We start from the raw sequence: 13,670 nt of genomic DNA, 5'->3' as shown, positions 1-13,670 counted from the left end.
CGGGATGATCGGACAGAGCTTTCGTCACAATGACATTCCATGGCACTCTTTTCGGTTGGTCACAGCATCTCGGTTGGTCACAGCCTCGATTACCGGCTGCCGAACAGTCATTTGTTGACAAGGCCATCAGTTTACCGGACTTTTTACACTTTCCCGTTGCGTTGACTTGCCGTCCAAACGCTCCCGATAAAGTTCAATATGCCGTTCTACAGCGCTAGCGAGCGAATACCTCTCAACAACGTCCGCGCGCGCGCGCTCCCCCATTTCGGCAAGGGCGCTTCGCGGAAATGCGCAAGCCTGTCTTACGGCATCCAAGAACTTGGCATGGTCTCCATTTGGTACCAGCCACCCCGTTTCGCCGTTTCGGATCATGTCCACCGCCGGCGTGCCATCATAGGCGATTACAGGCGTGCCCGACGCCATCGCCTCGACTGTCACTTTGCCGAAAGACTCTTGCAAGGACGTCATAAGATAGAGGTCCGCAGCCGCATATACCCTGTTGAGCTTGACATCATCGTCCAATAGCCCGAATTGCGTGCAATTGTCCGGCGCCGGGGAGACAAGCTGCTCGATATTTCCTCCAAAGATCGCAAAATGCACGCGTGGATCTCCACGATAGGCCTCGAACAAAGCGGCAAGCGTCGCGCTGCCTTTGCGCGGATTGGCCAGATTAAGCGCTCCAGCGGCCAGAATAATTCTGTCGTCCGGAAGCCGCAGTGCCGCCCGAGCCTCCGCCTTGGCAATTGGGACGAAGCGATCCAGCATCACAGAATTCGAAATGACACGGATATCGTGCCCCTTCAGAACGGTGCTGGACCGCGCCTTCTCGGCGATGCTGTTGCTAATAGCAACGAATGTAATGTTCTTGCCGATATGTGCCGCCTTGAAGGCTAGATCGTGCGGCGTAATGTCGTCATCTGGAGCGCCGTCGAGTTCTGGGCAACAGCCGCAAGTGGCACTAAAGCGTTCGCACTGGCCCGAGAAATGGCAGCCCCCGGTGAACGGCCACATGTCGCGTAGCGTCCATACGACAGGGCGCGTCTCCGCCTGGAGCGCACGCCAAAGCGGCGGCCCAATCGTCGTTGCTCCGACGAACTGGATGTGTATCAGATCCGCCTCCCGGTAAGTGGGCCATTTGTGGAGGCTGAGGCCATGAGCGATGGGTTGAAAGTTCGGCGGCAGAGGTCCGAACCGGCGCTTGATCTGCCACCGCCCAAGGCGATTTCGCAGGCTGACGGGAAGCCGCGCGAAAAATGAAGATGCTTCGGCTTTGAGACCTGATGGCAGATTGGATTCGACACGACCAATAATGCGCGTGTCTATACCGCGCCCGAGAAGGGCTTCGTGCAATGCGCGTATGCCCCTGCCGGCTCCCGAATGAAGGGGGCAACCGACGATTTGAACGACTTTCACTGGGCAGCCTCGCCGGTAGTGCCGTGGCCATCCTGGAAGAAGAGCGCATCGATCTGATTAAGCCGATGGGTTTGCGGGTTGCGGAATCCGGTCCAGATGTCCCACAGGCCGAAACCCTGCTCGGCCATCCACTGCTGTACCGCGATCCCCGAAGGTTGCCCGGCATAAAGATCGACCAGTGAAAGCTCGACGAGAACGCCCTGGATGTACGGCAGGATTGTGCTCGCGCCTGCAAGAACCAGGGCCTCGCTGCCTTGCACATCCATCTTCAAGAGGACATTGCGACCGGTCAGATCAAGGTTGGGCCAAAGCGTGTCAAGTCTCTGGATTTCGACCTCGATCTGCTTGTCCACCTTGACCTGCGGGGCCGCCTCGACGAAGCCTCCAAGCGGCTCGAGCAGCGAGCTACTGGCAGAGCCCTGTGTGACATAAAAGGTCGCTTTGCCCGCTTTGTCGCCTAACGCCAAACGCGGCGCGACAGACCACCGGCCCCCGAACGCCGCGGCCGCTTCAATCAAGAGCGCGTGCTCGTCAGGCAGCGGCTCGAACGAGAGGATGCGCCCCTCAAACCCGTTCTTGAAAAGTTGCTGGGCGAATTGCCCCCGATTGGCGCCTACGTCGAGAACCGTATCGATCCTGTGCATGCGCAGGAAATGAATGAAACGAAGGTCATCGCGCGAATTCAGCCCGTTCAGCCGGATATCCAGGCCAAACCGTCGGCCAACGTCGCGTAGAGCCTGTTTAGTCTGCGGACCCATGATATTCCATCTTTTAAGCTCGGGATTTCTTGTTTCTGCCATTACCGGCGCGGTTCGGCATTCCCGCCAGTTGCTTCGGCAAAGCACCGTCACGATCTGCAAATGCGGCACGCAAACGTGCCACCGATTGGTCCCGGCATGTCATTGCCATACAGTCGGGCTGCGGCGGCGCATCCGCTTCGCCGATTTCCATGAGAACCGCCGCGCCTTCGTCAATATCATCGAATGCGCAACGGTGAACCGGATAGTTGAGATGCGATGCAATGCTGTCAATGTACGATCCCCGCCGGACAATGACTTGTTTGCCAAGCTGCATGGCGCGGCCGAACAGCCCGGAAGAGGAATCATAGGACGGGTCGTAGCAGGCCCATAGGCACGTAGCGCACAGCTTCGCAGACAAAACCTCGTCATCAGTCAGATAGCGGTCGATCACCAGGCCGCCAGCCTCGCTCACTAGCTCTGCGAACCGCTTCTGATCTTCCGGGACTTTGCCGGCGACGACAATCATCAGCCGGTCGGTGATGGCAGGCTTAGCTTGCAAGATTTTGGCCAGGAACGGAAAACCTTTCATGACGGACGGTCCGCCAAGAAACAAGAGGATGGGGCGACCTTGGGCCTTCCGTTTCACGTCCTGCGCAAGTGCGCTGTCAGGCCAATCGGCGTTCTCGATCCTACTGTCCAAATCCCAAAACTGCGGATCGTAAATCCAGTCGTCCGCCACGCTCGCGAAGCGTTGATCGAGATAAAAGGGCAGGATCGAGAGCAAGGTCACACCGCGTAGCCGCTTGAGCAAGCGAAAGGCGTGGCGCCGTACCACGGAATAAAACCCCGGGGTGAAGCAGCGTCGCGGGCTCATGAAAACCGCGACTGTGTCGCGACTGAGGACGGCGCGCAAAATGGCTACGCCAAAAAAGAACGCAATGTCGTCCTCAAGCGTGGCAAACAGCACTGCGTCCGCGGCCAAAAGCGTCCTCAATGTCGAAATGCCGCGGGGTTCGATCAGCCGCGTGAGCCCCGTTATACCAGATAACGTCTCAACATAGGATTCGCGGTGCCCACCGGGCGAGCCCACGGTTACGAAGCCACGCGCAACGATTTCGTCCGCGGAGGTTGGGAGACTTGATCTCACTTTGGTCTTGAATATCTGCTGCCGGGCCGGATCGGTGGAACCGTAGCATGGTCCAGCATCCAGCCATATGACATCCGTCGCAATCTGCCGAGTTCGCTCTGCTGCGCGGCATAAATTCCTACGATCGTGCAGAACGTCATCCAAAGGCCGGAGTGGCCCAAAATGGCACCGGAGAACATGGCTTGTCCGAGTTCCTTGAAGAAGGTTATGGCCCCAAAAGGCGATGATCGAAGTGTGGTCGTCCCGACGACACCGAAAAGGCCGAGAAAATTGCCGGAGTCAAGTGCCCGAACAGGAAGATCGCGCCGACGAACCCGGTGGCCATCGGCGCTTCCAGGATTACGTTGTGAGGAACAGTGGCAAAGCGCTATTTCGAACATCAGCCGGCCGAAGATTGCAGGCGCCTCAAGCGCGCTCTGATCTGCAAACTTGTCAGTCGAGTTCACTGTCATACCGAAATGAGTCAACGAATATCCCCTATCCGGCCGCCTTAAAGTCGATGGTCGAGACCAGACCGTTCCGGAAAGCTGCGTTGAAGGTCAAATTTCTCGTCCCAGATCGCCGGCATGCCACCGAGATAGACTGCCCACATCGAAAACGTCGAGCGGGAAGCGATCACCACGCGCGCCCGTGATAGGTTATGCATCGCGGTGAGTGCATTGCCGCTCGGATCAATCGTAAGATCCTGTATACCCAATTCGCGATTGACGAAGTCCACGTTGCCATCCGTGAAAAGCGTAATTCGCGGCGTCGCAGTGCCAAGGAGCCGCCGTGCTTCTGCGAGTGCGGCGCGATACCAATCGAAGGGCAACCGGATATTATTGCCCCCGGGAGCGCTACCAGACTGCGCGAAATCACCGAGCCGGATGTGGAGCCCGATGTCATAGGCGTCGTTAATGACTCCGACGCTGCGGACCGTATCCTCGAGCCAGGCCGACACGATTTCGCTATGGCCGGTAAGGTCGTGGAAATAACGCTTTAGGCCTGAATAGCGCACCGCAACGCCGATCTCGCCACGATAGTCATCTTCGTCGACCTTCGGATACCACTGAGCGTGCGCCCAATCGCGCCACTCAGCACCCGTGCGGCCGCGTATCACGCTGCCGTAAGTTCGCGTGTCCCGCTCGCGGCGAAGGAACGTTCCTAACTTGAGCTGTCTCAGAGTCGGATGAACGAAGACACCGCCGCGAACCTTCTGCCCGATCAAGGCGCGCGCGATCGGAAAGAGAAGATTGCCCAGCCCGGGCCCTGGTGAGCGGATGACCCCTACATCCCACCGGCTAAGAACCGGCAGATGCCACGGGCCTCCTCTGGTCAGTTCGTCGTTGGATGCCAATCTAGCCAAGCTTTCGGACGGCCAAAAACTGATCATTAAGCACGGAAAGTCTCCATTGTGTTTCCGGCAGCAGGATTTCCAGCTTTTGGATCACTTCCGACTTCCTTGGCCATCCCGGCTCGACGCCGAAGAGTCGGAAATCATCGACCACAACCGCAACGAAATTTGAAATGAAGGGGGCGATGAGATCGAGCTCCTTCAGCACCGGCTCTGGCTCGTCGCCCTGTCCCGTTTCGCCACCGCTGAAGTGCCCATCCAGAAAGATAAGCGCCTTGTTCACCCGCGCGGCTATTTCAGGCAGCAGCTTGGCGCCGTCGCCGAGCAGCAATTCCACATTTTTCCGTCCTGCACAGCGCTTGCTGGCTTGAAGGTATAGTGCTTCGTCAATTTCGACAGAGATCACCTTCTCAAACAGGTGAGACATTCGCTTTGTCGTGACACCTTTGTAGGAACCGATTTCCACTGCAGTCATGGCGCCAGTCATGTCTCTGCAGGTTTTCATATTGTGCAACTTCGTCAGCGAATGCGGGACAAACGGTCGGTTGCGCAGTTTCGCAATGAGGTCGAGGGCATAGCCTCCGATCGGCTCCAAAATGCTCTTCGGGTCATTCATCGTCAGGCTTCTGCCACTTGGGAATGTTGTTGATACATGATCGTCAAAAGATCGCGGCGACTCGATCCATATACGCGTCGGCGATTGTCCGCTAGGCGTCTCGCCCGATTCCAATCAAGCGCTGGACGATCAAGGAACGGACCTTCAACCACGGCTCGCTTGCCTTCAAACAAGGGGACCGCTGTTTCGCTGCGCTTTGGACAAAAACTGCCCCAGCTTGCGAACAGGCTTGGCAACAAGCGCATAGTCGATTGGTCCGGAGCGCAGCCACTGTCGTCGCGACTGCAGCGCCTCAAAGTTGTGCCCGATATAGGAGCCAAGGCTCCGCGTGCTGGCCCCGCCGACCATCATGTCGACCAAGACGTGGTTGGTGATAACGGCTTTGAATCCATGTAGCTCGACCGCTCTCAGCATCCAATCGTAATCCGATGCCACCTTGAGTCTGAGGTCGAACGTGCCGACGGTCTCCGCCACCTTCCGCCTGACGTAGAACGTCGGATGGGCCGGCATCCAACCGGTGCGAAAACCTTTGGCCGGCTTGGGAGCAGCACGCCACCGGCGCACGACCCGCTTGCTCACATGGTCTTCGACAAAATCCAGGTCGCCATGCACTATATCAGCCTGTTCGAGCCCTTCCGAGATGCGTCCGAGCGCCGTGAGGTCATGAAAGCAATCATCTGAATTCAGCACGCCCACCGCGTCACCGGTATAGAGGCGCAGCCCCTTGTTGAGCGCATCATACATTCCGCTGTCGGGTTCGCTGATCAGCCGGATCTCGTCCTGTGGGTAGGACCTGACTATTGCCAGCGTCTCGTCTGACGATCCGCCATCGACCACCACCAGTTCCTTTTCCGCATAGTTCTGGGCAAAGAAGCTGTCGATCGTATGCTTGATGGTCGCGGCCGAGTTCCGGCAGACCGTCAGAACCGAGACCTTCATGTCAATCCGGTCCGACGCTGCTTACTGGGCCGCAACGCGAACGCTATCCTCGTCAAGGCGCCGGTGTTCCGATTCCCGCTTTACCGTCTCAAGGTCGGACTGGACCATTTCCTGGACCATTGTCGCCAGCGACGTTGTTGCCTTCCACCCGAGAACGCGCTCCGCTTTCGAGGCATCGCCGATCAGAAGCTCAACTTCAGTCGGTCTGAAATAGCGCGGATCCACTTCGACCAGAACCGCACCGGATTTCGCGTCGATGCCTTTTTCTTCGATTCCGGAACCAACCCACTGGATTTCGGTCCCGACTTCGTTGAACGCAAGCTCGACAAAGCGGCGGACCGAGTTCTTGACCCCAGTTGCAAGGACATAATCGTCGGGCACCTCATGCTGAAGAATTCTCCACATGCCTTCGACATAGTCGCGGGCATGTCCCCAATCCCGTTCAGCCGACAAATTGCCGAGATAGAGCTTGTCCTGAAGGCCGAGGCTAATTGCGGCAGCCGCGCGCGTGATCTTGCGGGTGACGAAGGTCTCGCCGCGCATCGGGCTCTCGTGGTTGAAAAGGATGCCGTTGGAGGCATGGATGTCGTAGGCTTCGCGGTAATTCACGGTGATCCAATAGGCATAGATCTTTGCCGCCGCATAAGGTGACCGGGGATAAAAGGGGGTCGTCTCCCGTTGCGGTATCTCCTGCACCTTGCCGTAGAGTTCGGACGTCGATGCCTGATAGAAACGCGTCTTTTTTGTCAGGCCAAGCAGCCGAATGGCTTCGAGCAGGCGCAATGTGCCGATCGCGTCCGCGTTCGCCGTATATTCCGCGGTCTCGAAGCTCACCTGGACATGCGATTGTGCGGCGAGATTATAAATCTCGTCTGGCTGCACTTCCTGGACGATGCGGATGAGGTTGGTGGCATCGGTCATGTCGCCATAGTGCAGCGACAGTCTTACGTTCTTTTCATGCGGATCCTGATAGAGATTATCGATGCGACCTGTATTGAACGACGACGACCGCCGCTTGATGCCGTGGACATCATAGCCCTTTGCCAAGAGAAGTTCCGCCAGATAGGCGCCGTCCTGGCCGGTGATGCCGGTAATGAGCGCGGTCTTCCTAGTCATTGTGCTTTCTCCGAGGTCGATACGACGGTATTTTCAACGCTAATCAGCGTAACTTTAGACATTCCAAAATACCCATTTTAAGAAAGCTGGGGTTATCCCCACCCTGCGAAGCTCGTGAGCGGCGGCTTGGCTACGTCGAGTAGCGATCTTTCCCGCCTTGTCAACGCGCGCCAAATCCCGTCAGCATGGTTCGGATGGTACGAAACACGATCAGCACGTCGAGCCAAGGGGAGAAATTCTTGATGTAGTAGAAGTCGTAGTGAAGCTTTTCCAGGACGTCGTCCACGGCTGCAACATGGCCCTGGTTGACTTGCGCCCATCCGGTAATGCCGGGCCGAACGATGTGACGGTAGCGATAGAATGGCAGCTCCGCCTCGTACCATTTCGACAGTACAAGTGCTTCCGGCCGCGGTCCGATCCAACTCATCTCGCCGCGCAGGATGTTGAAGGCCTGCGGCAACTCGTCGATCCTGGACTTTCTCAAGAACTGCCCCAAACGGGTGATGCGTGTATCGCCGGGCTTCGTCATGGCCGCTTCCTTCTCGTCGACAGACGTGTCGCTGAGCTTCATCGTTCGAAACTTGTAGACCTCGTAGGGATGCCCTCGGTAGCCCATTCGCTTCTGTCTAAACAGCGCAGGTCCAGGCGAATCGATCTTTACAGCAATTGCCACGAACAACAGCAATGGCGAGAAAACAACAAGCACAAATAACGCGGAAGCCCAATCTATTGCCTGCTTTATTTTCAGATAGGCCTGGTTTGGGTTCAGGGAACCCAGTGTATTTTCAGAAAGATGCTCTATCTCTACCCTGCCGGTGAGCGATTCGCTGATTTGCTTGACATGGTAGACCGGCGTTCCCGAGAGCGCGCGGTCGGCGATATAGCGCTCCCACTCATCCGAAAGGTCGGCTCGAAGATCGGCCACCACGCCGCTCGCGTGCTCGACAACCGTGTTGGTCGAATGAATCCTGTGCCAGCTCACACCTGGTACACTCTCCAGCCTGTCGACGTCTCCGCCGGGAATTATCGCAAGCCGGTATACATCCAGCCTACGCGTCGCCAGGCTCAAGCCAAAATACCACAATGTCGACTGAATGAAGCTCGCTGCCGCCTGGAACCGGCTGTAGTCGAATCTGAAAAAGAAGATCGTCGCGAACACGAGGCCGTAGGTCAGGGCGAAGGTTGGCAGGATGTAGCCAGCCGCTGCAACGCCCGGGAAATTGCCGATGCGCTTGTAAAACAGATAGCCTGTTGTGTGGGCGATGAATGCTGCGAAGATCGTAACCTGCATGTTCGATTGCCAGATCACTTGTTGATCAACCGACAGGCGTAACAACGCCGGCAGCAGGATAGCGAATGTCAATCCGCCAAGCAGCTGAAAGCGCATCCGGAGCAGGAGATGCCGTTTGTTGGGTAAATGGATGGTGGTGGCGATCAATTTGAATCCCGCGAATCGGGCTCCATGAAAACCTGGACGCTTACTGGACAGGATGCCGCTCTCGGCCGACGCTCGAATAGGCTATGCCTTCCCTCACGACGTCCTCGCCGCGATAGACGTTTCGCAGGTCGACCATCACCGGCGTCGCCATGACTGCACGGAGCCGCTTCAGATCCAGCGACCGAAACGCGTTCCACTCGGTGACAATGACGATCGCGTGCGCGCCGTCGGCCACCGCGTAGGCGCTTTCCCCGAATTCAATGCCCTCTATCATCTTGCGCGCCTGCTCCATGCCGACCGGATCATAGGCCTTGATCGAAGCGCCTGCATCCTGGAGTGCCTGAATGATGGCCAATGAGGGGGCGTCGCGCATGTCGTCGGTGTTCGGCTTGAACGTAAGGCCAAGGATGCCGATGGACTTGCCGCGCACAGAGCCGCCGCAGGCCTCAACCACCTTGCGCGCCATCGCCCGTTTGCGCTGGTCGTTTATCGAGACCGTCGTTTCAATCAGCCGCACCGGGCTTGCCGCGTCCTGCGCGGTCTTGACCAGTGCCAGCGTATCTTTCGGGAAACAGGAGCCGCCATAGCCCGGTCCAGCATGAAGAAACTTTGCACCGATGCGATTGTCCATGCCGATGCCGCGCGCGACGTCCTGCACATCTGCCCCCAACCGCTCGCAGAGATCGGCAATTTCGTTGATGAAGGTGATCTTCATGGCCAGAAATGCGTTGCCGGCATATTTGGTAAGCTCAGCCGTACGCCGGCTCGTATAGAATATCGGCGCGACATTCAACGAGAGTGGACGGTAGATCTCGCCCATGACGGCTTTGGCCCGTTCTGCATCGGTCCCGACAATAATGCGGTCGGGCCGCTTGAAATCCTCGATGGCCGATCCTTCGCGAAGAAATTCGGGATTGGAGACCACCGCAAAATCGGCGGCGGAATTTTGCTCGCGGATGATCCGTTCCACCTCATCTCCGGTACCGACAGGGACGGTCGATTTCGTCACCACGACCGTAAATCCTTTGAGCGCGCGGCCAACTTCGGCGGCCGCATCGTAAACGAAGGACAGATCGGCGTGCCCATCGCCACGCCGTGACGGCGTGCCGACGGCTATGAAGACGACATCCGATTGAGAAACGGCATCGGCCAGATTGTCGTCGAAACGCAAGCGACCTTGCGCGGTATTCGTGGTGACGAGGTCGTCGAGCCCTGGCTCATAGATCGGTATCTTGCCAAGTTTGAGCATGGCAAGCTTTTCCGCATCCCGGTCGACGCAGCAGACCTGATGGCCAAAGTCGGCGAAGCAGGCGCCCGAGACGAGCCCTACATAGCCGGCACCAATCATTGTTATTCGCATAGCGCGTACTCTCATTAGCGCCGACGAGACGATCTCGTCAGACAGCGCCTAGTCCCACCGAAGAACGGCTACCGCACTCCCGGGTGAAAACCCGAGAGCCGATCCTACAACAATTTGCATCGCCTCGCCGCACCTCGATGCTTACGACTATGCGATGGCGACGAGATCCCTGGTATCAAGGTCGACAGGTATCTCGCCATTCATGATCGCAACCAGAACCCGAGCCCTTCCGGCTGGATCGAGCCGGTCAAGGCGACCGATCATTTCCGCGAACGGGCCGGAAAGGATCCGAACCGAAGCACCGGCTGCGAGGCCGCCACTGAAGTCGAGCAGGCCGTGCCTGCCGGTCAACGCAATGAAGCGCTCTACCAGACCGGAGGGGACAGGCAAAGGCCGGTCCCCTTGCATGACGAGGGAGCGCACACCGAACGTTCCGTTGATCGAGCGCCAACGTTGCAGCGCGACGTCAAGGGCGATGAACATATAACCCGGGAAATAAGCTGCGGACCGTGTTTCGAGCCGCCGGGCATGACGCACGGTTTTCTCGCAGCGAGGCACAAAGGGCTCGAATCCCTGGATCCGGAGATGCCGCTCTGCGACATGCTCCTTCCCGGGAAAGACGCTGGCCGCATACCAGCGCGTTGCCGGCGCGGCGGTCGGCTCAGGCGACAGGGCTGTTGCCTTGCTCGTTGTTTTTTCCGCGCTACTCACGTGTCTTCCTTCGGCGGTCGGCGGCATGATCTCAGGTCAACGGTTACGACAGTGTGTGGATACCAGCAAGCAACCAAGCCACTAGAGTCAAGGCGGTTGGGTTAAGAATTTCCTACACATTGTCCAGAAATTTAGCTGTGCCTAAATAATCATCGAGCCGCTTTCTTTTTCAGCTGGCTGAGATGCTATGTCGAGCAATTTATTTCCATGCGTAGGTGCTTGGTTACGCTGGTCGTGACGAATCGCCCGTTGGTTCTGGTACTTAGTCCGTCGACTTGAAGCTAATGTGACGGATGGCGTCGCGCACAAGCCTGCCGCCAGCGACAAAGATCCTGCACGGCCACACCAACTACGGCGAAAAATCACTGTCGCGCAGAACAGGTTATCACCGCTCGACCGGCTTCACGAACGCTTCAACAGCGACCAGACAGCCGGCACCAGGCTCGCGGCCAGCGCAACCTTGATCAGATCACCGACGATAAAGGGCACCACCCCGAACTGCCAGGACTTTTCCGGGCCGATCAACAGCGCCAGCCAAGCAAAGCCCATTGCCATCATGACGATCTCGGCCACCAGCATGGCATTGAAGAGCTTGATAGGATGGCGATCCCAGCCACGGTCGGCAGCCCAGCCGACGATCGCCGCCATGACGACGAAGCCGGCTAGATAACCGCCGGTCGAACCGAGCATGTAAGCGATACCGATGCCCTTTTCGGGCGTGCTCTGGAAGACCGGAAGGCCCAACGCGCCCTCGGCCATGTAGAGAAGCAGCGTGGCGACGCCGAGGCGCATGCCGAAGGCGGCGGCAATCAGCAAGACGGCAAGCGTCTGCATCGAGATATCGACCGGTCCGAGCATGACCTTGGTTTTGGCAGACAAGATCAGCAGCAACGTTCCGGCGATCGCCAGCAAAAGCTGTCCTGCCAGCCGGGCCGCGCCCTTTTCAGGCAAAGCGAGAGAAATGAGCGGACGCATCGTCGTTGCAATTGCCATAGTCTTCCCCGTTCCGGATTGCCGCCGAACGCGGCCTTGCGTTTTCCTATATTGGCTTCCGTGCTATGCGGCAATCGGTTTTGCCCTCGCCCCAAAAAAGGTCGCGACGTTCGCATGGCGCTGAAATTCGACACACGCTTCGATCCGGCCTATGGCCAGGGCGTAGCCGTTGCGCCTAGTATTCAACGCGTCACCGCCAGGAACCCAAGCCCGTTCACCTATCACGGAACCAACAGCTATATCGTCGGGCGCGAGACGCTGGCGGTGATCGATCCCGGACCGGATGACGAGGCACATCTTCGAACACTGCTCGAAGCGATCGGGACCAGGCCGGTCAGCCATATCTTCGTCAGCCACACGCATCGCGACCATTCGCCGCTGGCGGCTCGGTTAAAGCAGCATACCGGTGCGGCGGTTCTGGCGGAAGGCCGGCATCGCCCGGCGCGGCCATTGCGTACCGGCGAGGTCAGTCCGCTCGATGCCAGCGCCGACACCGACTTTGTTCCTGATATCGCGCTGCCGGACGATATGGTGATCGACGGCGACGGCTGGGCGATCCGGACGGTGCTGACGCCCGGCCATACCGCCAATCACGCGGCCTTCGCGCTGGAGGGAACCGGCATCCTTTTCTCGGCCGATCACGTGATGGCGTGGGCAACCACGATCGTCGCGCCGCCGGATGGCGCGATGGCCGAGTACATGACATCGCTCGATCGGCTGATCGAACGTGACGACCGGCTGCTGCTGCCCGGTCATGGTGGGCCGCTGACCGAGCCGCGCAGCTTCATGCGCGGATTGAAAACGCATCGCAAAATGCGCGAACGCGCAATTCTGGAGCGGATCAACAGCGGCGACCGGACAATCAAGGACATGGTGGACGCGATCTATCGAGACACCGACCCGCGCCTGCATGGCGCGGCCGGCCTGTCGGTGCTTGCCCATCTGGAAGACCTGGTGGCGCGCGGCCTGGTCCACACCGATGGCGCGCCGGCTATCGACGGCATCTATTCGCCGGCAAAGTAGTACCCTCCCGACATCATTCCGCCGGCGCCACGCCCACCTGGCCGGCGACTTCCTGGTCGAGTTCGGCAAGGAAATCGGTGATGCGCGCTGCATTGTCGCCAAGATCGTGGCGGCCGTAACGCGAGGCCGAGCGCATATCGACGATGACCGCATCGCCGTCATCGGTCACGCGGATGGCGACATCGGCGGGAAGGCCAAGCAGCAAGCTCTTGGCCAGCGCATCGACCGTCACGTCGCTTTGCCCTGCTGCGTCGGGAAACGGCGCCGTGAGCTGCCAGCCGCGCCGATCGAGCACGGTTTTGACCGCCTCCAGAACGCGATCGAAAGGCAAGGTATAGCTGCGTCCGGTAACAAGCGGATAAGCTTCGATTTGCAGCCGCTGCTCGCCGGGCGTCGGCGGCAAAAGCTCGTTCATAGCCTTTGTCCGGGTAGAAATATCGAGCGCCGGCGGGTCGTCGAAATCCGTCGAGATGTCGCGCAGCGGCGGATAGGTCGCCGCCCAATAGGCCCCGACAGCGTAAGGGATGAGCACCAGAAACGCCAGCAAGGCGCCGGCGGTCAGGTCTTGGCCGCCACGATCACCGAAGTTCCACAATCGCGCGAAGGCAAACCCGGCAAACAAAAGCGCAAACGCGGCCAGCAAGGCGACAATGCCAAGCACCCATAGGAAAGCTTGGGTCTCGACGAGGTCATAGCGATGGCCGATGAGAGCGGTCAGCAGCAGGACTGCCGAAAACGCGCCGGCGCGCCGCGACCAACCGGCAGCCCTCGACGTTTGTCGCTCGGGAATTCTCATTGGTATCCGCGCTGCCCCAACCCGAACACAGGCATAGTGCCTTTC

General features: G+C 58.6%; 14 protein-coding genes. 1 reads left to right on the top strand and 13 read right to left on the bottom strand.

The window, feature by feature from the left end; all coding sequences use genetic code 11:
* Positions 1-126: 126 nt before the first annotated feature.
* The 12 genes from NKJ32_RS17560 to NKJ32_RS17505 form a co-directional block, all read right to left on the bottom strand.
* Complete coding sequence (locus tag NKJ32_RS17560; protein WP_352828238.1) at positions 127-1,350, bottom strand: glycosyltransferase; 1,224 nt, start codon at positions 1,348-1,350, stop codon at positions 127-129.
* A 59-nt stretch (positions 1,351-1,409) separates the two neighbouring features.
* Entirely contained in the window at positions 1,410-2,171 is a 762-nt protein-coding gene (locus NKJ32_RS17555) for an FkbM family methyltransferase (RefSeq protein ID WP_352828236.1), read from the bottom strand.
* Positions 2,172-2,184: 13 nt separating this feature from the next.
* Positions 2,185-3,135: a hypothetical protein gene (locus NKJ32_RS17550; protein WP_352828234.1), complete on the bottom strand. Its 951-nt coding sequence runs from the start codon at positions 3,133-3,135 to the stop codon at positions 2,185-2,187.
* A 161-nt stretch (positions 3,136-3,296) separates the two neighbouring features.
* Complete coding sequence (locus NKJ32_RS17545) at positions 3,297-3,767, bottom strand: hypothetical protein (protein WP_352828232.1); 471 nt, start codon at positions 3,765-3,767, stop codon at positions 3,297-3,299.
* A gap of 23 nt (positions 3,768-3,790) precedes the next feature.
* Positions 3,791-4,636 (bottom strand): O-fucosyltransferase family protein, encoded by an 846-nt coding sequence (locus NKJ32_RS17540; RefSeq protein WP_352828229.1) that lies wholly within the window; start codon positions 4,634-4,636, stop codon positions 3,791-3,793.
* A 1-nt stretch (position 4,637) separates the two neighbouring features.
* On the bottom strand, positions 4,638-5,249 hold the full coding sequence (locus tag NKJ32_RS17535; RefSeq protein WP_352828226.1) for a hypothetical protein: 612 nt from the start codon (positions 5,247-5,249) through the stop codon (positions 4,638-4,640).
* A 165-nt stretch (positions 5,250-5,414) separates the two neighbouring features.
* Complete coding sequence (locus tag NKJ32_RS17530) at positions 5,415-6,188, bottom strand: glycosyltransferase family 2 protein (protein WP_352828223.1); 774 nt, start codon at positions 6,186-6,188, stop codon at positions 5,415-5,417.
* Positions 6,189-6,209: 21 nt separating this feature from the next.
* Positions 6,210-7,304: a GDP-mannose 4,6-dehydratase gene (gmd, locus tag NKJ32_RS17525; protein WP_352828221.1), complete on the bottom strand. Its 1,095-nt coding sequence runs from the start codon at positions 7,302-7,304 to the stop codon at positions 6,210-6,212.
* Between the two features lie 160 nt (positions 7,305-7,464).
* Positions 7,465-8,742: a sugar transferase gene (locus NKJ32_RS17520; RefSeq protein ID WP_352828218.1), complete on the bottom strand. Its 1,278-nt coding sequence runs from the start codon at positions 8,740-8,742 to the stop codon at positions 7,465-7,467.
* Between the two features lie 40 nt (positions 8,743-8,782).
* The gene (locus NKJ32_RS17515) at positions 8,783-10,102 is read right to left on the bottom strand and encodes a UDP-glucose dehydrogenase family protein (protein WP_352828215.1); all 1,320 of its coding nucleotides are present in this window, start codon (positions 10,100-10,102) and stop codon (positions 8,783-8,785) included.
* 147 nt (positions 10,103-10,249) lie between these two features.
* Positions 10,250-10,840 (bottom strand): transcription termination/antitermination protein NusG, encoded by a 591-nt coding sequence (gene nusG / locus NKJ32_RS17510; protein WP_352456046.1) that lies wholly within the window; start codon positions 10,838-10,840, stop codon positions 10,250-10,252.
* Between the two features lie 375 nt (positions 10,841-11,215).
* Positions 11,216-11,806: a biotin transporter BioY gene (locus tag NKJ32_RS17505; protein ID WP_352503745.1), complete on the bottom strand. Its 591-nt coding sequence runs from the start codon at positions 11,804-11,806 to the stop codon at positions 11,216-11,218.
* Positions 11,807-11,920: 114 nt separating this feature from the next.
* Between NKJ32_RS17505 and NKJ32_RS17500 the strand changes: the two genes are divergently transcribed.
* Positions 11,921-12,829 (top strand): MBL fold metallo-hydrolase, encoded by a 909-nt coding sequence (locus tag NKJ32_RS17500; protein WP_352828213.1) that lies wholly within the window; start codon positions 11,921-11,923, stop codon positions 12,827-12,829.
* 13 nt (positions 12,830-12,842) lie between these two features.
* Here the strand turns inward: NKJ32_RS17500 and NKJ32_RS17495 are convergent, their stop codons facing one another.
* The gene (locus tag NKJ32_RS17495; protein ID WP_352828210.1) at positions 12,843-13,625 is read right to left on the bottom strand and encodes a DUF1499 domain-containing protein; all 783 of its coding nucleotides are present in this window, start codon (positions 13,623-13,625) and stop codon (positions 12,843-12,845) included.
* Positions 13,626-13,670 lie beyond the last annotated feature (45 nt).

It is taken from the genome of Mesorhizobium sp. M0159, from assembly GCF_040322295.1.
GTDB lineage: Bacteria > Pseudomonadota > Alphaproteobacteria > Rhizobiales > Rhizobiaceae > Mesorhizobium.
Note: the sequence above shows the minus strand (reverse complement) of the source record. Positions and strands in the feature narration are given on the sequence as shown.